Source organism: Paenibacillus sp. FSL K6-2393, assembly GCF_038002545.1.
GTDB lineage: Bacteria > Bacillota > Bacilli > Paenibacillales > Paenibacillaceae > Paenibacillus.
Genome location: NZ_JBBOCU010000001.1, coordinates 2,012,970 through 2,032,837, shown reverse-complemented (window position 1 = coordinate 2,032,837; position 19,868 = coordinate 2,012,970). Strand labels below are relative to the sequence as shown.

The 19,868-nt window shown below is 46.1% G+C and carries 18 protein-coding genes; 7 read left to right on the top strand and 11 right to left on the bottom strand.

All coding sequences use genetic code 11. From position 1 onward, the window contains the following. The first annotated feature begins 107 nt into the window (after positions 1 to 107). From nirB to MHI14_RS08865, 4 genes are all read left to right on the top strand, one after another. Positions 108 to 2,537, top strand: a complete 2,430-nt coding sequence (gene nirB, locus MHI14_RS08880; protein ID WP_341130199.1) for a nitrite reductase large subunit NirB — start codon at positions 108 to 110, stop codon at positions 2,535 to 2,537. Positions 2,538 to 2,595: 58 nt separating this feature from the next. Next, positions 2,596 to 2,922 carry a nitrite reductase small subunit NirD gene (nirD, locus tag MHI14_RS08875; RefSeq protein WP_091028331.1) on the top strand — a complete coding sequence of 109 codons (327 nt, stop codon included), beginning with the start codon at positions 2,596 to 2,598 and terminating at the stop codon, positions 2,920 to 2,922. A 49-nt stretch (positions 2,923 to 2,971) separates the two neighbouring features. Then, positions 2,972 to 3,754 (top strand): formate/nitrite transporter family protein, encoded by a 783-nt coding sequence (locus MHI14_RS08870; protein WP_133385581.1) that lies wholly within the window; start codon positions 2,972 to 2,974, stop codon positions 3,752 to 3,754. 284 nt (positions 3,755 to 4,038) lie between these two features. Further along, positions 4,039 to 4,668, top strand: a complete 630-nt coding sequence (locus MHI14_RS08865; RefSeq protein WP_133385582.1) for a YfbR-like 5'-deoxynucleotidase — start codon at positions 4,039 to 4,041, stop codon at positions 4,666 to 4,668. Here MHI14_RS08865 and MHI14_RS08860 read toward each other — a convergent pair whose 3' ends face one another. Both MHI14_RS08860 and MHI14_RS08855 read right to left on the bottom strand, forming a co-directional pair. Continuing rightward, the gene (locus MHI14_RS08860) at positions 4,669 to 5,478 is read right to left on the bottom strand and encodes a response regulator transcription factor (RefSeq protein ID WP_083677409.1); all 810 of its coding nucleotides are present in this window, start codon (positions 5,476 to 5,478) and stop codon (positions 4,669 to 4,671) included. Positions 5,479 to 5,482: 4 nt separating this feature from the next. Further along, the gene (locus MHI14_RS08855) at positions 5,483 to 7,396 is read right to left on the bottom strand and encodes a sensor histidine kinase (protein ID WP_341130198.1); all 1,914 of its coding nucleotides are present in this window, start codon (positions 7,394 to 7,396) and stop codon (positions 5,483 to 5,485) included. 144 nt (positions 7,397 to 7,540) lie between these two features. Between MHI14_RS08855 and MHI14_RS08850 the strand changes: the two genes are divergently transcribed. The 3 genes from MHI14_RS08850 to MHI14_RS08840 all read left to right on the top strand — a co-directional run bounded on the left by MHI14_RS08850 (position 7,541) and on the right by MHI14_RS08840 (position 10,641). Then, on the top strand, positions 7,541 to 8,842 hold the full coding sequence (locus MHI14_RS08850; RefSeq protein ID WP_091028321.1) for an ABC transporter substrate-binding protein: 1,302 nt from the start codon (positions 7,541 to 7,543) through the stop codon (positions 8,840 to 8,842). Between the two features lie 100 nt (positions 8,843 to 8,942). Further along, positions 8,943 to 9,815, top strand: coding sequence for a carbohydrate ABC transporter permease (locus MHI14_RS08845; protein WP_091028318.1), 873 nt, complete (start codon positions 8,943 to 8,945; stop codon positions 9,813 to 9,815). Position 9,816: 1 nt separating this feature from the next. Next, complete coding sequence (locus MHI14_RS08840) at positions 9,817 to 10,641, top strand: carbohydrate ABC transporter permease (RefSeq protein WP_036668529.1); 825 nt, start codon at positions 9,817 to 9,819, stop codon at positions 10,639 to 10,641. Between the two features lie 161 nt (positions 10,642 to 10,802). On the opposite strand, the gene MHI14_RS08835 is transcribed toward MHI14_RS08840, so the two are convergent. Genes MHI14_RS08835 through MHI14_RS08795 form a run of 9 tightly spaced genes read right to left on the bottom strand, consistent with a single transcriptional unit; the run spans position 10,803 to position 19,843 of the window. Continuing rightward, positions 10,803 to 12,131 (bottom strand): MFS transporter, encoded by a 1,329-nt coding sequence (locus MHI14_RS08835; RefSeq protein ID WP_091028315.1) that lies wholly within the window; start codon positions 12,129 to 12,131, stop codon positions 10,803 to 10,805. Positions 12,132 to 12,151: 20 nt separating this feature from the next. After that, entirely contained in the window at positions 12,152 to 12,787 is a 636-nt protein-coding gene (locus MHI14_RS08830) for a TetR/AcrR family transcriptional regulator (RefSeq protein ID WP_133385585.1), read from the bottom strand. A 60-nt stretch (positions 12,788 to 12,847) separates the two neighbouring features. Next, complete coding sequence (locus MHI14_RS08825) at positions 12,848 to 13,615, bottom strand: ABC transporter ATP-binding protein (RefSeq protein WP_091028310.1); 768 nt, start codon at positions 13,613 to 13,615, stop codon at positions 12,848 to 12,850. 12 nt (positions 13,616 to 13,627) lie between these two features. Then, complete coding sequence (locus MHI14_RS08820; RefSeq protein ID WP_341130197.1) at positions 13,628 to 15,949, bottom strand: ABC transporter permease; 2,322 nt, start codon at positions 15,947 to 15,949, stop codon at positions 13,628 to 13,630. Between the two features lie 47 nt (positions 15,950 to 15,996). After that, positions 15,997 to 16,737: a thioesterase II family protein gene (locus MHI14_RS08815; protein WP_341130196.1), complete on the bottom strand. Its 741-nt coding sequence runs from the start codon at positions 16,735 to 16,737 to the stop codon at positions 15,997 to 15,999. 25 nt (positions 16,738 to 16,762) lie between these two features. Continuing rightward, entirely contained in the window at positions 16,763 to 17,647 is an 885-nt protein-coding gene (locus tag MHI14_RS08810) for a hypothetical protein (protein ID WP_206105767.1), read from the bottom strand. Further along, on the bottom strand, positions 17,644 to 17,907 hold the full coding sequence (locus MHI14_RS08805; RefSeq protein ID WP_017687156.1) for an acyl carrier protein: 264 nt from the start codon (positions 17,905 to 17,907) through the stop codon (positions 17,644 to 17,646). The genes MHI14_RS08810 and MHI14_RS08805 overlap by 4 nt, the downstream gene beginning before the upstream one ends. Positions 17,908 to 17,922: 15 nt before the next feature. Beyond that, positions 17,923 to 18,972, bottom strand: coding sequence for an HAD-IIIC family phosphatase (locus MHI14_RS08800; protein WP_100527632.1), 1,050 nt, complete (start codon positions 18,970 to 18,972; stop codon positions 17,923 to 17,925). 19 nt (positions 18,973 to 18,991) lie between these two features. Continuing rightward, positions 18,992 to 19,843, bottom strand: a complete 852-nt coding sequence (locus tag MHI14_RS08795) for a 3-hydroxyacyl-CoA dehydrogenase family protein (RefSeq protein WP_091013879.1) — start codon at positions 19,841 to 19,843, stop codon at positions 18,992 to 18,994. Between the last annotated feature and the right edge of the window lie 25 nt (positions 19,844 to 19,868).

Below are 19,868 nucleotides of genomic sequence, written 5' to 3'. Positions count from 1 at the left end.
TAGTGAATTAAATCACATAAACTGTCGTCAACTACTTGTATAATTTCAAATATAAACCACTAAAATTGTTGGTAATGTACAGCGTCTATCCAAGGAGGCATACACACATGAACGGAAAAAAAGAGAAACTCGTTATCATAGGTAACGGAATGGCAGGAATCAGTACCGTTGAGCAAATTTTAAAATTAACTACGCGATTTGATATTACCGTTTTTGGCACAGAGCCCTATCCTAACTACAACCGCATTATGTTGTCTTATGTACTGGAAGGAAGCAAAACACTGGACGATATCGTGCTGAACGACCTTCACTGGTATGAAGATTACGGCATTACGCTGCACACAGGCACAACGGTTACACGAATCGATGCCGAGACGCACGAAGTTGTGACTGAAGATGGAACTCGGGTCCCTTATGACAAAATCATCATTGCAACTGGCTCCAACTCCTTTATTCTCCCAGTACCTGGACATGACAAAGAAGGTGTTGTCGGTTTCCGCGATATCGCCGATTGCAATGTCATGCTGGAAGCTGCTAAGCAGTATAAACGAGCGGCCGTTATCGGGGGCGGACTGCTAGGCCTTGAAGCTGCCAAAGGGTTGGTACAACTTGGCATGGAAGTTACCGTAGTGCATCTGATGGAAGATCTGATGGAGCGTCAGCTTGATCCACAAGCTTCAGCCATGTTGAAGGCAGAACTCGAACGTCAGGGTATCCGGTTCAAGATGGGTGCGCAGACTTCCGAACTGCTGGGCGGCGAACGCATTGAAGGGATACGTTTTGCAGATGATACGGTTCTGAATGTTGATTTTGTGGTCATGGCTGTAGGCATTAAACCCAATACGACTGTAGCCCGCGAAAGCGGTATGGAAGTGAACCGGGGTATTGTCGTGAATGACTATATGCAGACTTCACTTGAGAATGTGTACTCGGTCGGGGAATGTACAGAGCACCGCGGGGTATGTTACGGCCTCGTTGCCCCATTGTTCGAGCAAGGTATGATTCTGGCGAAACATATCTGCGGGGTTCAAACGGCTCCTTATGAAGGTTCCGTAGTATCTACGAAATTGAAAATTTCGGGTGTGGACGTGTTTTCAACTGGTGAATTCATCGACAGTCCAGAGCACACCGTCATTTCGCACAAAGATGACTGGAAACGGACTTACAAAAAAATTCTGCTTCGTGATAATAAAATGGTCGGCGCCGTTCTCTTCGGTGACATTACGGATTCTTCCGAATTGCAGAAACTGATCAAACAACAGACCGAAATGACCGAAGAATTGTATGGTTCACTCATGGGTACAGGCTGCGGCGGTCATAAGAAAGCAACCTCTGTTGAAACGATGCCCGAGGACGAGATCGTCTGTGGATGTAACGGGGTAACCAAAGGAACCATTGTTGATGTCATTACAAACCAGGGCCTTACCACTGTAGATGAAATCAAAGCCTGTACCGGTGCAACCCGCTCTTGTGGTGGGTGTAAACCAGTTGTGGAACAGATTCTGCAATATGTACTTGGTGACAGTTTCAGTACTGGAGCCAAACAGGGCATCTGCGGATGTACTTCCATGGGACGGGATGAGATTGTAGCCGAGATTCGTGCAAAAGGATTACAAACGACCAAAGAGGTCATGAATGTACTGGGTTGGAGTCAACCTGAAGGTTGTTCCAAATGTCGTCCGGCGATCAACTACTACCTTGGCATGATTGCACCAGACACACACGAAGATGAGAAAGAATCCCGTTTTGTTAACGAACGGATGAATGCAAATATTCAAAAGGATGGAACGTATACGGTTGTACCTCGGATGTATGGCGGGGTGACTACACCAGCGGACCTCAAACGTATCGCTGACGTTTCAGTCAAATATGATGTGAAAGCAGTCAAAGTGACTGGCGGTCAGCGTCTCGACTTGATTGGTGTCAAAAAAGAAGATCTGACCAAAGTCTGGGCTGAACTGGATATGCCTTCAGGTTATGCATACGCCAAATCGCTGCGTACGGTCAAAACATGTGTCGGCTCCCAATTCTGCCGATTCGGTACACAGGATTCCATGGCCATGGGCGCTCGCATTGAACGAAAATTCGAACGTCTGGATCTGCCAGCCAAGTTTAAATATGCTGTCAACGGTTGTCCGCGAAACTGTGCAGAGGCATGTACAAAAGATATCGGTATCGTTGGTAACGACGGAGGCTGGGAAATCTTCATCGGTGGTAACGGCGGTATTAAAGCTAGACTGGCTGATTCCTTATGCAAAGTGAAAACGGATGACGAGTTGATTGAACTGTGCGGAGCCATCATGCAATATTATCGCGAGACAGGTAACTATCTGGAACGGACGTCCGAGTGGGTGGAACGCATGGGTCTGGAGCATATTCGTTCGGTTGTCGTGGATAACCTGGAGGAACGCAAAGCGTTGATGCAACGAATTGAATTTGCACTTGAGCATGTTGAAGAACCTTGGCAAAAAGCGATTCGCAATGAAGAAGGCCAAAGCAAAATGTTCCATGGTATCGAAGTATCGGCTCGTCCATAAGTAAGCTCGCAAGATTAATGCTGCCGGAATGTTAAATATAGATAAGGAGTGGTTTAAGATGACGACAAAACAATCAGGCACCTACTTCCCTGCCGGAGTAGTTGAAGAATTCCTGCCACGAATCGGAAGAGTAGTTGAAATTAAGGATCATCAGCTTGCTGTCTTTCGTGCATCGGATGGTACCATCTTCGCTGCAGATAATCACAACCCCCACCCTAAAGGTGGACCGCTGGCTGAAGGCATCGTGTCCGGGCATTATCTGTACGATCCGCTGTATGATTGGAAAATCGACCTGACTACCGGTCTTGTGCAAGCACCGGACAACGGTCAAGTACAGATGTATCCGGTGAAGGTAGAGAACGGCCAGGTCTGGATTGAAATATAGCTCCATTGAAACGTTCAAAGATTGATGCAAAATAATGGGGGAAACCGTGATGTATACACCAAGTGTTGAGGGAATTATTGAAGCTGCGGTTAAAAAACGGGATCAAATGAACGCAAGCCTGCCACGTTATATGGTTGCTGCCTTAATGGCTGGTGCCTATGTAGGGCTTGGCATCGTTCTGATCTTCAGTATTGGTGCTCCGCTCCTTGCGGCACAGTCACCACTGCAAACCATGTTGATGGGCATGTCCTTCGGACTTGCCCTCACGCTGGTCATCTTTGCCGGATCGGAATTGTTTACAGGTAACAATATGTTCTTCACCATGAGTACGCTGGCTGGCCGAACCACAGTGAACGAAACGCTGAAGAACTGGGGGCTCGTCTTTGTTGGTAACCTGCTCGGCGCAATTCTATTAAGTCTACTCATTGTCGGTAGCGGTCTGTTCAAAACGGCCACACCGGAACATCTGCTGTTTGTCGTCTCTGCCAAAAAGATGGCGGCGCCCGTGTCTGAGTTGTTCTTCCGAGGCATTCTGTGTAACTGGCTCGTCTGTCTGGCGATCTGGATGGCAGCTCGCTCCAAAGAAGATATCGCCAAACTTGTTCTTATCTGGTGGTGTCTGTACGCATTTATCGCAAGTGGTTATGAGCACAGTGTTGCCAATATGACTTTGCTCTCTTTATCCTGGTTGCTGCCAAACCACCCGGATACAATCACGATGGCAGGTTGGTTCCATAACATGATTCCGGTAACGCTTGGTAATATCATCGGCGGTGCCCTCTTTGTTGGAATGGCGTACTGGTATACTTCTCCGGTACGTAAAAAAGCATAATTTTTTATTCAACTGCACTTATGTAGCGCTAGAGCACAACATCTCCACACTGAAGCCATGATGGATGCCGAACTCACGTTCAATCACACATCGTGGCTTTTTATTGTTTGTCGTTAAGCTACTACCCTCTCGTACGTTTCCCTTTCACCCTCTCGTCCTTCTATAGAGAATTAAAACTACATTTTACTTTTGTCGCTATCCGCGTTAATCCACAGTTGACATAACTAGCGTATAGTCGATGGATACTCACACTTATATTCAACCAGCAAAGGATGAACGCTTATATGGGAATTCACACGTACTTCAGGTCACTGAATGATCTTGAACGTATTATTCGCACACCTGGCAAATTCAAATTCGAAGAACACAGCGTATCCGCCCATTCCTGGAAAGTCGTACAGTACGCCAAAACGCTCGCAGATATTGAGGAACAGCATGGAGTCACCATTGATTGGAAAAAGTTATACGAGATTACCAGCAGTCATGATTATGGCGAAATCTTCATCGGTGATATCAAAACACCAGTCAAACATTATTCACTGGAGCTGCGTTCGATGCTGCAAAAGGTGGAAGAAGGTATGGTTGAACATTTTATTAATGAAAATATTCCTGAAGAGTTCCAGCCTATATTTCGCAGACAGCTGCGTGAGGGTAAAGACCAATCGGTTGAAGGACTGATTCTCGAAGTCGCAGACAAGATGGATCAGGTATATGAAGCCTTTGCCGAGCTCCAACGTGGCAATACGGAGAAAGAATTTATCGTTATGTACCGTTATGCCTTGGTCAAAATCAAAAATATCGACCTCCACTGTGTACAGTATTTCCTGGAACAGATTCTCCCCGACATGATCGAAGAAGGTATCCGCTCCCCGTTTGATATTCGCAAAATAACCGAAGAAGCTCTGGCCCAGTAATCAGCTCAAGTCAACATGGTTCTCATCATCCATGGACAGGGCTTTTTTTCGTTCCTGCAATTGCAGTCGGTACTCGCTAGGGTACATGCCCGTTTTGTTTTTGAAAATCCGGCTGAAATAGTGGGAATCACTGTACCCTACCGCTCCACCAATGGTCTTGATATCCATATTCTCGTGTGTGACGAGCATACGCTTCGCTTCATTAATCCGCAGACCTGTCATATATTTCAGCGGAGTCTCGCCCGTTACTTTCTTAAAACACTTTCCCAGATAGTCCACACTAAAATGCATCTGTCCTGCCATGTCCTGGAGTGTAATCTCATGCATGTAATTCTGCTTCAAATACAACTTAACGGCCTCTGCGATATCCTCCGGCTTCACCTGTTCATCCAGCACGGCACTGACATGGGCAAGCGAATCCACAGCGCTCCCAAGCTTCAATTCCATCGCATCCAGCAGTGTCCGAAGCTGTTCTTCCGATAATGGTTTGAGCAGATAATCCTCCACCTTGTAACTGATCGCCTGCCGCGCATATTCGAATTCATGATAACCACTCAGAATGACAATTTTCACATGCGGATAGGCAAAATACAGATGTTTGGCGAGTTCCAATCCATTCATTACCGGCATCTGTATATCCGTTACAACCAGATCAGGTACGGAATGTTCAATGAGCTGTAACGCTTCCTGACCGTTCCGCGCTTCACCAATCACCTCAAACCGGGTGTCCAACTCTCTGAATTTGCGTGAGACATTCCGGCGAATCAGGGCTTCATCTTCCACAATAATCGTTCTGTATTTGATTGTCATGGGTTCAGCCATGCTCCTTTCCAATGGAACCACCTATGGTAATCTGGACACCGCCGGAAGGCTTGTTTGTAATCTGCATGCGGGCTGCCGTGCCATACCATAATTTCAATCGGACCCATATATTCTTGAGTCCCATTCCGTTAATTTCAAGGTCAGGCATACGCTCCCACTCCTGTGATTGTTCGATGTAATGCATGATCTTGGCAAGTGCTTCGGGTTCCATGCCAGGCCCGTTGTCTTCCACGTGGATCTGCCAGGTCTGCTGTTCCGCATCCATGTCTCCAGTAATATTCAGTTTCCATGGCGGGGTATCACCCAGTCCATATTTCATGGCATTTTCGAGTAGTGGTTGTACCATCAGCATCGGAACCTGGATAAGCTGCATCTCTTCCGGAATATGAAACTCGTAGTGTAGATCATCCTCAAACCTAATCTTCATACACTCCAGATATCGCTCACAATAATCCAATTCTTGAGACAGTGGAACCCCATTCTTTCCCGGAGTAGAAATATAACGCAGCATAGACGCAATATTGGCGCAGAACGCGACAATCTGCTCATTCATGCTTTCTTCCGCCATGATGCTAATATTTGTGATGTTGTTATAGAGAAAATGCGGGTTCATCTGGGATTGCAGCGCCAGTAATCTCGCTTCTGTCTCCTGAGATTTCATCGCCAGCCTGTCCTGAAACGATTGCACAAGCTGTTGATTCAGCCGGATAAACGTATCATTTAGCTCATCCATCTCCCGGATAGAACCGGGATGCTCCAGCTTGAACAACTGACCGGAATCCTGACCCGATACCAGATCATTCTCACCCGTTTTCTGAATAATGCGCTGCAAGCGATGTAGCGGCAATGTAACCCGTTTGGAGATTAGATACGAGAGAACCAGAATCAGCATGAGAGTAGCTAACGTCGCACCGATAAACATCACAGCCATCCGGTTGAGACTCGCGAAAAGGGACTGTTTGGACTGCATGACAACAACGGTCCATCCTGTCTCCTGTGACGTCATGTACGTCATCATCTGTTTGGAATGATTCAACGGATCGGTGATCTCCTGCATCGTATCCGGTGGAAATGAAAGATTCTGAATCAAGTCCACATCATCGAAGTGGCTAGCTTGAGAAGCATCATCAACCGAAGAAAGTGGATACAACCGTGTATTTTGTTCATCCACTACATAGATCCGAAGATCATCGTTACTCGCCTGCAAATCATTCAAATGCTGGAACAGGGTTCCGGCATCCTGCAAAATCTCAACAACACCCTGGCTGACATAGTTGCCATCTTTGTACACCCGAGTAAGGGAAATGTAGGATTGATCTGATTTCCCCTCACCTGTTGGCATGGGCAAAGCTCCCCCCTCTAACAGTTGAATCACCCGCCAGCCGCTCCGCTCCCAGGTTTCCTTGTACCACGGTCGCTTAGTCAGATCCACAGACAGTTGACCGTTGAATGCACCCGCTCCCAGCATCTTGCCATTTACATCATAGATATTGGCCTGTTTGGCTGTATTGGAGCTGCTAATGATCGCGAGAATGACATCAATTAGTGTGGTTGTATCCTTATACAATGCCGGATCACTCGTCATTGTCTGCTCGCTATCCTCCGCTGGTGCCAAGTAGTGACTGAAGTGTTCTTTGACCAGATTGGAGTACACGATATTCATGGAGAAGTTGTTCATTTTCACCACTTCCTGATCCAGGTTACTGACGATTGACACCCCCAGTTGTCTCTGTTGTTCTTCACTTCGATGACGAATGTCACTTGCGAGAAAAACATACAGAAGCCCCGCCACAATCAGCGAAAAGATAATAAATACCGCAGAGTAATAGGCAAACAGACTTTGCTGAAGCGTTCCAAATCGATATCGCAATTCCCACACACCTCGTCCTATGATGATATCTGTCACACCATTCGAAAATGTCCACCCAACTGAACGCTTTTGTCTATTGAGCACATCCGCTGTTCACAGTAAAGTTATCCACATAAGAATACGCTTACATTAAGCATTTCGGCAAGTGACAATTTTCTTTATATTCCGGGAGGTTTAATGATGAGAAAACGATTTCTATTTTCGCTTGCAAGTGTGCTCCTGCTCTCCACTCTGCTGCTTGCCGGGTGCAACTCAGGTAAAAGTACGGAAGGTTCGGGTAAGGTGACTCTCACGTTTGGAACAAGCCAATCCGGTATACCGCGTACAGGCATCATGCAAACGATGGCCAAGGAATATGAGCAGGAGACCGGTGTCAAAATTGATTTTCAGGTCGTACCTGACGCACAGTGGCGTGACCTCATCAAGGTGAAGCTGGCCTCTGGCGAAGCACCTGACATTTTCAATGTTGATGTGGACCCACTGAGCATGCCGGCTAACGTAAGACCGGAGGAAAATGCCATTGACCTAACCAATGAGGAATTCACAGGTCGGATGTCTGAAGAGATTTTGCCAACCGTCAGTCACAATGAAAAGGTGTATGGGGTTTCTTTTGCGCCAACGAAAATCTGGTATGTGTACTATAACAAACGTATCTTCCAAGAGCTCGGCATAGAGCCTCCTACATCCTATGCCGAATTTAAGGCGATCAGCCAGAAAATTAAGGATAAAGACATTATTCCGTTCTATCAGGCACCTGCCAGCGGGTGGTATCAGGTTCTGCCTTTGTTCGAAACGGGACCTAACTATGAGCAAACAACAGCGGGAACCTACGAGAAATTAAATAACAATGAGATGAAAGTCGCAGATATGACGCAACTCAAGACTGTCATTGAACAGTTAAAAGAATTTGCGGATCTCGGTTATTTCGGCAAAGACTTCTTGTCCAATACGGTAGAAGCGGGAATTGAAGCGTTTGGTCAGGAAAAAGCTGCTATGTTGCTTCGGGTTCCAGGGACGGAAAAGGAAGTTTCCGAAGCGTATCCGGCAATGAAAGACAATATGGGGTTCTTTGTCATGCCGTGGGGAGATAATCAGACGATTGGTGTGAATCCCGGCGGTTCAGCTGCCATGTTTGGTAACAAAAACAGTAAACATCCTGAAGAAGTGCTGAAATTCTTCCGCTGGATTACAGAGCATGATCATCTGCAACGTGTGTTCGATGAAGGTGAAGGTAATCTGACGATCTGTTGGCCGGAAATCGAACCAAAGCTGACACAGGATTATATTGATTATGAGAAAAATCATGAAAAAGGTACGGTCATGCAGGCCGCTGTGAAATATATTGATCCACAATGGATGGATATTGGCAAGGACTTGTCAGGCATGTTCGCTGGCGCAATGACACCGGATCAGATTTTGCAAAATATTGATAAACGTCGTGCTGAACAAGCCAAAGTGCTGAAAGATGAGAAGTGGCAGTAACAGCGCATATTTCAGATAAATATAAACGCTGAACAGTGTTACATGCAGCGGGCGTTTGCCCGCTCATGTATTTTGGCAGGAAGGAAAGGTGTTACCGGTTATGAATGCAAACAAAATCTATCCCTGGTATTTCTCATCTGGAGCGATTGTATTATATCTGCTGTTCATCGTTGCTCCCGCCCTGCTGGGCATCTATTATTCCTTCACTGACTGGAATAGTTATAGTTCGGAGAAGAACTTTATCGGTCTGGAGCATTTCCGCACTATTCTGGCGGGTGATCCGACCTATCTGCTTTTTATCAAAAACACAGTCCTCTTCACCCTGGTTACATCCATCGCCAAGACGGTTCTCGGCTTGTTTCTGGCCCTGCTGCTGGTCAGCGGTGTAAAGGCCGCGAATCTGCACCGGATGATCATCTTCTCCCCACAGGTGCTGTCGTTCCTGATTGTTGGGCTTGTGTTCAAAAGTCTGCTCGACCCAAACAACGGGTTCGTTAACGTAACCCTGCGTTCATTAGGGCTGGATGTTCTCGCCCAGAACTGGCTGGGCTCCCTAACCTGGGCCATGCCATCCATCATGGCAGTGGACACGTGGAAAGGCATGGGGTACATCATGGTGCTGTTCATCGCCGGACTGCTCGCCATCCCCCGGGATTATTACGAGGCAGCGTCCATTGACGGCGCCGGATTTGGGCAAAAGCTGTTCCGGATCACCATTCCGATGCTGATGCCTACCATTACCATCGCCACGGTACTCAATATTACGTATGGGCTGAGAGTATTCGATGCCGTATACGTGCTAACCAACGGTGGCCCCGGTAACGCAACAGATGTCATTAACACGGCTGTCTATTCCTCTTTTGCCAAAGGGTATTGGGGACTGGGGAGTGCGCTATCTACCATTCTGTTTGTCATCATGGCGATCATCTCCTTTTTCATCATTCGTTTGATGAACCGAAAGGTGGAATACTGACATGCGATTGAGAAAAAGATTGGCTTCGATCGGGTTAAATGCACTCGCTTGGCTGCTTAGCCTGGTGGTCTTGATTCCTTTTGTGGTCATTGTACTGAATTCATTCAAGTCGGACGCCGAGGCCAAAGTGCTGAAGCTGACGCTGCCCGAGAAGTTTATCTTCGAAAATTACAAAATTGTGTATGAACAGGGACATTTGGGCGGTTCTTTTTTCAACAGTCTGCTGCATTCCGGGGCCTCTTCCCTGTTATTAGTGTTTGTTGTGGCCTTCTCGGCCTTCACTTTATCCCGCAACCATTCGAGGCTCAGCAAGTTTCTATACTTCTTCCTGATTCTTGGTATCACCCTACCGCTTAACTACATACCGCTGATGGAAGTCATGAAGTCCATGGGTATGATCAATTCACATGTCGGCATGATTCTGCTCTACACCGCCATGGGGATTCCGATCTCACTGTTCATTACGTATGCGTTTGTGTCTAACATCCCGAAGGAGCTGGATGAAGCCGCGATCATGGACGGATGTAATGGAATCAAGCTGTTCCTGAGAATCATTGTACCTTTGTTAACCTCGGTGCTGGTAACGGTATTTGTTCTTAATTTCCTGAGTGTCTGGAATGAGTTTACTGCCCCACTCTATATGCTGAATACAGTGGAGATGTGGCCGATGACGCTGGCTGTATATAACTTCTTTGGACAATTCAGTGCCCAGTGGAATCTGGTCAGTGCCGATATCGTGCTCACGTCATTGCCTGTGTTGATTGTGTTCCTCATTGGGCAAAAGTATATTGTAGGAGGACTAACTTCAGGGGCGGTTAAAGGGTAAGCTCCACCGACAATCCAAATACACAAACACATCTTGTCTAAGTACATCTGCTGACTCCTCAGCACAAAAAAGCCCTTGTCTGCTCTCGTGTGAATAACTTCTTCGACCAGAAGAAGTATCACACGCTGCTGCGGACAAGGGCTTACGCTGTTGGATTCGAATTAATCGTGCGCCAATCCGCCAACATCGGATGGAGCCGCTATATCTGGGCTCTGCTCCAGAGATTTGATCATTTTCAAACGGGATGTGATTATTGCGATCAGAATAACAAACAGACCCGCGATGATAAACAGAAAGGCAATACCTCTGCCTGGCCCAGTTCCAATAATTTGACCAACAGACGAAGCCAGTGCTCCCCCCTCCATCAGCAACGGATTAAACACATGGTCGGCCAGAAATCCAGCCAAACTGTACGCGATAATAAACCCGAGTTGTGACAGAATACCAATGATTCCCCATACCCTGCCCTGCTTTTCGTTGGCGATATTGTTTCGCACCAGCACATCTGCGCTCATATTGACAAACGGCAGCGATGACAGGAACAGAAAACCTGCGAAGATAATAAAATAAATGTTGGTGGATATCCCCAGAAGCGAGAAGGACAAACCGCACAAAATCAGACCCATCACAAGCACACTTGCGTATCTCTTTGTTATTGTAAATATGCCGATGCATAAGCTGCTAATCAGCATGCCGATGGCGCTAACAGACTGAAACGTTCCAAGTGTCTTTGCATCCGTGAATGACAGAAGCATCGGACCAATGAGTGTCTCCAGGAATCCTAGATAAAAGGTGACAAGTGAAATAATCACCACCAGCAACAGTACTCCCTTGTTGGTTACAACTTCCCTCCAGCCCTCTTGCATATCGGTGATCCAGTTTTTGTCTTCTTGATCCTCTCGCTCCACCTTCATGCTCTTCCGAATAACCAGCACAGCTAGAATGGCAACCAGGAATGTCAGAATATTAATGACCAGAATGACTTCAATGGTTGTTATACTAAGCAGAATGCCCGCAATGATGGGTGAAAACAGAAACTTCGAGGATTCAGCCAGTTGTACAAGACCGCTTCCTTTCGAGAACTGATCCTTATCCAGCAGGTCCGTAGCAGAGGCCTTATATGCCGGGCTCTGCAGCGCGGAAAACACCGAACTAAAGGCCACTCCCACATAGATATGCCATAATTGGATATCACCTGTGAGCATAATCGACAGAATGAAAATCAAACCGGCTGCCGACCCCAGGTCGCCGATAATCATCATCGTCCGACGGTCGAATCGGTCTGCCAATACACCTCCAATAGGTCGAAGCAGGATATTCGGCAGAAACGTGAATAAGGTAATCAATGCAACACTTGTTGCCGTATTCGTTTTTTCGAAGGCATACACCCCCAGGGAGAAGGCTGTCAGTCCAATCCCAATCATGGAGATGAGCTGACCGAACCATACTACCAGAAACTTTTTAAATGATTTTTGAACGGTATGTTCCATGGATGATACTCCTTTCTCGGCTAACCTTGATTCGGAAAATAAAGACGAGTGACGTAGGCGAAGCTTCCTTTTTCTGCTCCCAGCACACGTTCCATAATATGTGTGAATGCTTCAACCTTTTTTTGGAGTTCTTCCTCCTCCCATTGAAAGATGCCTCGATCCAGCAAAAATTGTGACGATACAAGCAGGAATTCGATGGATTCCTTTGGGTTAGGTGTATGAAATACCCCCTCCTGAATGCCCTGCTCTACCACCTCGGCCAAGATGGGACTTAATCGAATTACCGTCTCTACAAGACTCTTTTGGTGCATCTCCACATTATGAACACTGTGCAATTGCTCGATGAGATCATGTTTTCTGCCGTCTGGCTGATTCTGCGCCATCATGATGCGAAAAATTTTGTCATGGGCATTCAGTTTGGGATCGGACACCACGTGCCTAGCCGATGCCTCCCCGCTCAGAATAAAACGCATAACGATGGCGTTCATAACCTCTTCCTTGGACTGAAAATAATAATAAAATGTACCCTTGGCAATGTTGCACGCCTGAAGGATATCCATGACCGTAGCTTTGGTATATCCTTTTGTCACGAACAGAATCTCGGCGGCATCCAAAATCTCGTTCCTGCGTTCTTCCGGGTTTTTTATCAGTCTCATATCCTGGCCTCCGATACGTTCGACCGACTGTCGGTCTATTGTAGTCATGGAGTTCTTTTTTTAGAACCCCATTTCAGTCAACCATTGCGCCAAATGGCTTTCCCTTGTTTTCAGATCCTGACGCTCTCTTGCATATTTTCCAATATTTTTGTCTGCAACCAGCTTACCGTCCATCATAAACAGTACACGTTCCGATCTGGCAGCGACTTTCACATCATGGGTCACCAGCAGAATGGTTGTACCCGTTGCATTAATATCGCCCAGAATATCCATGATCTCATACGTTGATTTGGAATTCAGCGCCCCCGTTGGTTCATCGCCGAATAAAATATCTGGATTATTAATCAGCGCACGGCAGATGGCAATCCGTTGAAGCTGTCCGCCTGAGGCTTGGGTGATGTTATGCCCAGCCAGCTCATCAATCCCCATTTTTTTCATTAATGACATCGCCCGTGTATTAATCGTTTCTCTGCTGCTATTCTTGGCCAGATACGCGGAAAGTACGATATTGTCTAACAGATTCAGATTTTTGAGCAGATGAATATTTTGAAAGATGAACCCCATTTTGGTCAAACGTAGACTTGCCAGATCTCTCTCCTGGAATGCCGATATTTTTTTGCCATTAAAATAGACACTTCCAGCACTAATCTGATCCATACCACTTATGTTGTAAAGTAAGGTAGACTTGCCTGAGCCAGATGGCCCCATGATGGAAACAAATTCTCCCTTTTTTAATTGAAGGTTGATATCTTTCAAGATGTTATGTTCTTCATTCTCGCCGATCGCTACCGATTTATTCACGTCTTTAGCCTCAAGTATAGTTGTCATCGTTGATCCTCCCTATTCGACAATCATTTTGGATATGCTCGTTTCCTTGATCGATTGGATGCTAATCCATGCTGTTAGTACAATCGTGCCTGCAAGTAACAATGGACACAAGATATATGCCTGTAACGGGTTAACAACAAAAACAATATTGGAAGCACCGAACGTCGACATAATGGCACTAACCAGCAACGGACCCAACGTATTCGACAATATCGTTCCAGTAACAACCCCTAAGATTAATATGACAAGTGACATCACGACATACTTGAACTTGATTTTAGACAAGGCAAACCCAAGGCTTCTTAGTACAGCAATGTCGTTGTTGTCCTTGGCTACTAACATCTGAAGGAACAGTGCTGTAATTAAAATAGATATGAAGACACCGATGACCAAGGCCAGCATCGTCACCAATTTCAATTGTTGGATGGTTCCGCCTAACGTCTGATCCAGATAACCTTGAAGATCGGTTACTTTGGCTGGCGAGAAAGCCGCCTCATATTCAGCAATTTTGGTAGCCATGTCGCCGCGATTATTCAAATCCAAACTGACCACATACCACAACACACTATCCTTGTTGTAAGGCAATAAGGCCTTCGCCGTTTTGCCACCATTTGTAACGTCCTGGTATATTCCGCTGACCGTCATCATCTGGTCCTTGCCATTAACCAGCAAGGTAAGTTGCTCACCAGTCTTCAGGCGCAGCTCGCTACTGTTTGCATCAGATAACGCAATTTCATTCTCGGTTGTTGGCGCATTACCGCTAACATAAGACAATGGGAAAATACTGAAATCCCCAGTTTCTACACTCAGATTGTCGTAACTTCCTTCCGCGTTTTTAATCTTGAACTGGCTTGTTACCAATGGGGAATACGTTTTGATGTCTTTATCATTTTGGATCTGGGCAACCAGATTGTCATAACGCTGCTCCACATCATCTGTGTGCCTCAAGTCAATGCGAATATCACTTTGTCCAACACCCATATAAGAAATAAAACTTGGCGCCTGCAAAGTGTTCAGGAAATTGACCGGCACAATCATGATAAATGAACTGACTACAAAGACGAACAACAATAATCGGAACATCTTGATTCGCTGTATCACTTCCTTCAGACCAAGAAAGACAGGTACGGAAGACCAGCGATTGCGGGACAAACTGAGCCGGTTTCGAATGATCTGTGTATCTCCAAGGCTCCCGGTACGTAGAGCATCCACCGCGGAGATGGAACGAAAACGCCGCAGTACCGTTCGACAGAACAGAACAACCATGGCAAATATTATTCCAGCGGCTAATAACGGAATCGCGAAATGCAACAGGGTTGCAGGTGCTTTTCCCATATACAACATGATGTTGGAAACAAATAATCTGTTAACGCCAAGTGATGCAATGTAACCAAGCACGGATGCAAATCCAGCCATAAATACATACTTCATCAGATACAGTCTCTTAATATCCTTCTCTGCGATCCCTATCGCTTTCATGACACTAATCTCACGATAATCCTCTTCGATGGTCGCAAGCATTGTGAATCGGATGCAAAGCATCGCGATCAGAATCAGTACAAGACTGACCAAAATAATAACGGCTGCAATAACTCCGTCGGTCATCGCATTCAATACCTGGAACAGCCCATAGGTTACGACTGGACCCGCATTGGGAAGTCCGGCATTTTGGTAAGCCTGGGTAAATTCACTCGTCAGTCCGGGATCGGTCAACCGGAATTCAATGAGATACTCCATCTCTCCGATGCTCTGCTTCAATTCCTGCAAATTCCCATCACTCACAATAAAACGTTTGGAGTGCACAACCGATGGATTCATCTGAGCATCACGGACAAAATCAACGATGGTGTAAGAACGCTCAAATTGACCATTATCGATCCGAACCTGGTCGCCCACGCTCAATTTATTTTGCTGCATGTAATATACCGGAACCGCGATCTCGCCATCGTTAACCTGAATAATCTCACTGTCCAGATTCAACAAATAGTCGAAACCCTGATTCTGTGTAACAAAGTCAATGTCCATAACACTGTTCTTTTCGGACTCTGCTCCGAGAAACAGATTAGAGCCGTCAATGTTGACCATTTCCACAATCTGATGCTGCTGGACCATGGCATTTTCTTCAGCCCATGTGTTCACTTTGGCCTGATCGAGTTCTCCGGCATGCATTTGCACAAAGTGTGGTGTTTTGGATTCAGAAAATAGATATTGGATGGAACTCGTCAGTTCCATAATCATTCGTGACCCCGAAGATACCAGCAAGGCGGCCAGCAGCACAAAAATAAATAACGCAGCCGTAATCCCTTTTTTTCTCGTTATATCGTTTCTCAGCATTCGTAGCAGCATAAACGAACATGGCTCCTCTCATCTACAAGTTGTTCCTATTTATCTGGAGTCATAAAGCTTGTCAGACAATGCGCCACCGTTGAAGGTTGATGCATCATGAACATGTGAGCACCCTCTTTGATGGTTTGAAGCTTCATGGGTGTGTTAAAATATCGGCCCCATCTCAACGCTGATTGAAGGGTAACGGTACGATCTCGTTCTCCCCACAGATACAACACCGGCAATGAGAGCGGCTCATACTCAAGCGTTGCTGCAGATTCCAGTATCCTGAAATCCGCCCGGATGACGGGCAGAAAATAATTCAATAATTCTTTTTCGTGTATCAGTTCTTGCGGAAGAGCTTCATAGGAAAACAGATGATCAATCAGATTTCCGTCTGACATCCGATCATAATTCTGCATCCCGCATTCGTCAGGCGTGTTGCAGGCAGATAACACAAGCCGTAGCGTTTTAGCTACATCTGGACGTTCCTGACATAAGCGCTGCGCAACGAAGTAGGCTGTAATTCCTCCCAGACTATGTCCAAATAACAGACTGCCGGGCTGTATAACATCCAGCAGCTTGCTGGTATACAGTTCTACGAGTTGCTGCATATGCTCCAGGGGTCTTTCGGTGTTCAGACCATGACCCGGGGGCGTAAACGCCCAAATTTCCGTGTCAGGAAGGTAAGGCACTAGGGGCTGAAAACTGTTGGAGTTCCCACCGAGATAAGGAAAACAGACTATCTGTCTGTTTCCCTCCCCCTTTTGTAGCTGCTCCAAATAGATCGGTTCCATCACTTATTCACCACCATAACCAGGCTTACTTTCTTTCCAGAACATATGCAGGGAATGTCTGAAGTGAAGTATCCACATTTTTACGCTTGAAGATGACATGTATGACAATAGCCGATATTACAAAAAAGAAGAATTGCATAATTTGAACTTGCGGATTAAAGTAGTACAAATCAATTTGACTTCCTGTGGCTACAAGCCAGAATGCAAGCAGATAAAACAGAAGTGTACCTTTGGTTGCATTGAAGATATAACTTTGGAACACGATAAATGCCATAAGCTGAACAACGTAGTATATGTAAGTGGTTGAGGTGCCAAAAGAGGAAATCAAGTATCCCGGAAGCACCCATAATCCGAACAACAGGCCGGTAATCAGACCACTTGTTATATTATTTTTTAACTTCCCTTGCAAGAATGGAAGCAAAAATCCGATCCAGCCAAACAGCCCACCAATCAGTCCCGTCTCCTTGATCAGATTCAGAATCCCCAACCAGATCATTTCAGGTACACTATATGTCAACTCAGGGACCGGTATGCCGAATAACAAGGAACCAAAGTGCATTGTTGATGCAAAGATGATGGAAATTCCAATAATGAGCGGTATCCAGAACAGGTCCTGTCTGCGCGGAACCAGCTTCATAAACATTCCTTTTAATGCTTCCGTTCCGCCCATCACATAACATGTAATTAATCCGGCAATGGAAGGTGAATACAGAGCAACGATCGCAAGTGGATGCATCAGGGTTAACTCACCTGTTATGGGTACAATAAAATCCGCAAAGAACATGAACAAACTTGCGATTCCATAACATGTGCCAAAGGAAATTCCCAAAAACAAATACATATATTTGTTGGACGGGCTGGTTGCCGGACTTGTGACTGGACGAATGGATGCCTGATTAGCTGTAATCATAGTGCCGCCTCCTTCTCAGTCAACTTTCTCTCAATAAGATCATGCAAACGGTTAATCGTGCAGAAATTAGCCAAATCCAGATCTTCATTTGCTATCTCAATCTGGAATCTACGCTCTACAAAGTCCACCAAACGCATCGCAAAGAGCGAATTGACGAACCGCTGCTCAAAATAATTGTCATTATCATTAATCTGAGTGTCCTCATGATCCATGGTGAGGTTGTTCCCGATAAACTCCCGAATTTCCTGACGATAATCCACTGCCCTTCCCCCTTGTTATTGATGTTGCCCCTCAGGCACTAAAACCTCAATGTAATCTGGAAACTCTACAGCCTGCTGCAAATCATGATAAAACAGTACTCTTCCTTCCTGATCTGCAGATTGCTGCTTGAAACCGGCAAAGCGATAGCTGATATTCATCATCCGGTTCCTTCCGGTATCCCTGAAGTCCGCAAGCATCTGTTTGCCCTGCTTCTGAGCTTCACGCATGATATACGTTAGCAGTACACTCCCTGCTCCTCTGGACATCACTCTGCAAGACATCAGAAGCATGTTTAGTCGCCATACTTTCTGCTGCATGTGAATAAGTGCAAGCCCAATTTTGCCATACGTTCCGTATTTGTCTTCGAGTTCACACACCAATAACATATGGTCCTGCGAGGTCATCAGTTGATGCAGCTCCTCGTAACTGTAGGTAATTCCCGTTGCATTTAGCTGATTGGTGCGAACGGTAAGTTCCTCTGCACGTTGAAGATCATCCTCAGTAGCCTCGTAGATGGAAAATTTCATGCCGAGCGTAGCCAGAAATTGTTCTGAAGGTCCTTCATACTGTTCCTCAGCCTGTTTACGGAGCGTATCCGCCTGATACATCTGCCTTCTGCACGCAGAGTCGGCTGTAATGAATCGGGGCATCAGCCTTGGGTCATCAAGCATGGTTTCATATTGATCCGCATGAAGTACCTGAATGTCAGCATGTACACTTTGCACTTCTTCCAGTTCAAAAGGTTGATCATCCACAAACAGAATGGCATCCATACCGATATTAATGTTCTGCTGAATCCGCTGAACAGAGACGGACTTCGCATCCCAATGGATTTCGGGATATAGAAAATATTCTGCGATGCCCAGTTCGTTTAGTTTCGCCCAAGCCAGCTCTGCATCATTTTTACTGGCAACAGAATGCAAAATACCTCGCTGGTCCAGTTTTTCAATCACCTCCTTTAAGCCCGGCTTCAGTTGCACATCTGCAGATTCAAGCAAAACTCCATCCCATATGGTGTGGTCCAGATCCCAAACGATGCATTTGATATCCTTGAGCTTTTCCATGGTCATGCCACCCTTCATCTTAGTAGGCATAGAATCCTTGACCCGTCTTCCGCCCCCACTGTCCTGCATCAACCATTTTCTGCAACATCGGACAGCATCGGAATTTGGGGTCCTGATAGCTGTCGTACAATACTTTCAATGAATGCACGACCGTATCCAGACCAATCAGATCCGCCGTCTCCAGCGGCCCCATCTGATAATTGAAGCCTTTCTTCATAATGGCGTCCACCTGCTCGGGTGTAGCGATTCCATCCTGTACAATGTACGCCGCTTCATTCATTAACAAGTGCGAGAGGCGATTAGAGACAAACCCAGGCAGATCCTCTATGACAACTGGACTTTTATCAAGAGTTTCCAAAAACGCTACCATCTCATGTTCCGTACCCTGCGTTGTATGATGTCCTTTGATCACCTCCACCATGGATTTAACGGGAACCGGATTCATCAGATGCACCCCAATGACTCGACCTGGGTCAGGCAAAAATGAAGCGAGCTTTGTCACGGATATACAGCTTGTATTTAGCGCAAATAAAGCATCCGGACGAGCCGTGTGGTATAGTCGTGCGTAAACTTCCTTTTTCAACTCCAGGTTCTCGGTTACATTTTCAATAATGATACTTGCCTCTTCCACACCTTCATCTTGTGTCTGGAACGAGATTCGTTCCATGATCTGATCCAAGGGCACCTGACCGTACCCTTGCTTCAGGAAACAAGCTGAACGATATTCACGACGTATAACATCAGGGGCGTGTTCGATGACCGACGCCGAAATATCCTGCAAAATTACACGATAACCAGCCCTCGCGACATCCAGTGCCGTGGCGCATCCCATCACCCCTGCGCCAATGATTGCAATGAGTCGATTATGCATACCTAATCACCTCCGTATTGAGCTA

What these genes read in the sequence shown, in the direction of transcription:
- nirD (WP_091028331.1), top strand. Translation starts at nt 2,596, where the DNA reads ATGACGACAAAACAATCAGGCACCTACTTCCCTGCCGGAGTAGTTGAA.
- MHI14_RS08815 (WP_341130196.1), bottom strand. Translation starts at nt 16,737, where the DNA reads ATGGAACCGATCTATTTGGAGCAGCTACAAAAGGGGGAGGGAAACAGA.
- MHI14_RS08800 (WP_100527632.1), bottom strand. Translation starts at nt 18,972, where the DNA reads ATGGAAAAGCTCAAGGATATCAAATGCATCGTTTGGGATCTGGACCAC.
- MHI14_RS08810 (WP_206105767.1), bottom strand. Translation starts at nt 17,647, where the DNA reads ATGATTACAGCTAATCAGGCATCCATTCGTCCAGTCACAAGTCCGGCA.
- MHI14_RS08840 (WP_036668529.1), top strand. Translation starts at nt 9,817, where the DNA reads ATGCGATTGAGAAAAAGATTGGCTTCGATCGGGTTAAATGCACTCGCT.
- MHI14_RS08860 (WP_083677409.1), bottom strand. Translation starts at nt 5,478, where the DNA reads ATGACAATCAAATACAGAACGATTATTGTGGAAGATGAAGCCCTGATT.
- MHI14_RS08850 (WP_091028321.1), top strand. Translation starts at nt 7,541, where the DNA reads ATGAGAAAACGATTTCTATTTTCGCTTGCAAGTGTGCTCCTGCTCTCC.
- MHI14_RS08865 (WP_133385582.1), top strand. Translation starts at nt 4,039, where the DNA reads ATGGGAATTCACACGTACTTCAGGTCACTGAATGATCTTGAACGTATT.
- MHI14_RS08825 (WP_091028310.1), bottom strand. Translation starts at nt 13,615, where the DNA reads ATGACAACTATACTTGAGGCTAAAGACGTGAATAAATCGGTAGCGATC.
- MHI14_RS08795 (WP_091013879.1), bottom strand. Translation starts at nt 19,843, where the DNA reads ATGCATAATCGACTCATTGCAATCATTGGCGCAGGGGTGATGGGATGC.
- MHI14_RS08820 (WP_341130197.1), bottom strand. Translation starts at nt 15,949, where the DNA reads ATGCTGAGAAACGATATAACGAGAAAAAAAGGGATTACGGCTGCGTTA.
- MHI14_RS08835 (WP_091028315.1), bottom strand. Translation starts at nt 12,131, where the DNA reads ATGGAACATACCGTTCAAAAATCATTTAAAAAGTTTCTGGTAGTATGG.
- MHI14_RS08845 (WP_091028318.1), top strand. Translation starts at nt 8,943, where the DNA reads ATGAATGCAAACAAAATCTATCCCTGGTATTTCTCATCTGGAGCGATT.
- MHI14_RS08870 (WP_133385581.1), top strand. Translation starts at nt 2,972, where the DNA reads ATGTATACACCAAGTGTTGAGGGAATTATTGAAGCTGCGGTTAAAAAA.
- nirB (WP_341130199.1), top strand. Translation starts at nt 108, where the DNA reads ATGAACGGAAAAAAAGAGAAACTCGTTATCATAGGTAACGGAATGGCA.
- MHI14_RS08830 (WP_133385585.1), bottom strand. Translation starts at nt 12,787, where the DNA reads ATGAGACTGATAAAAAACCCGGAAGAACGCAGGAACGAGATTTTGGAT.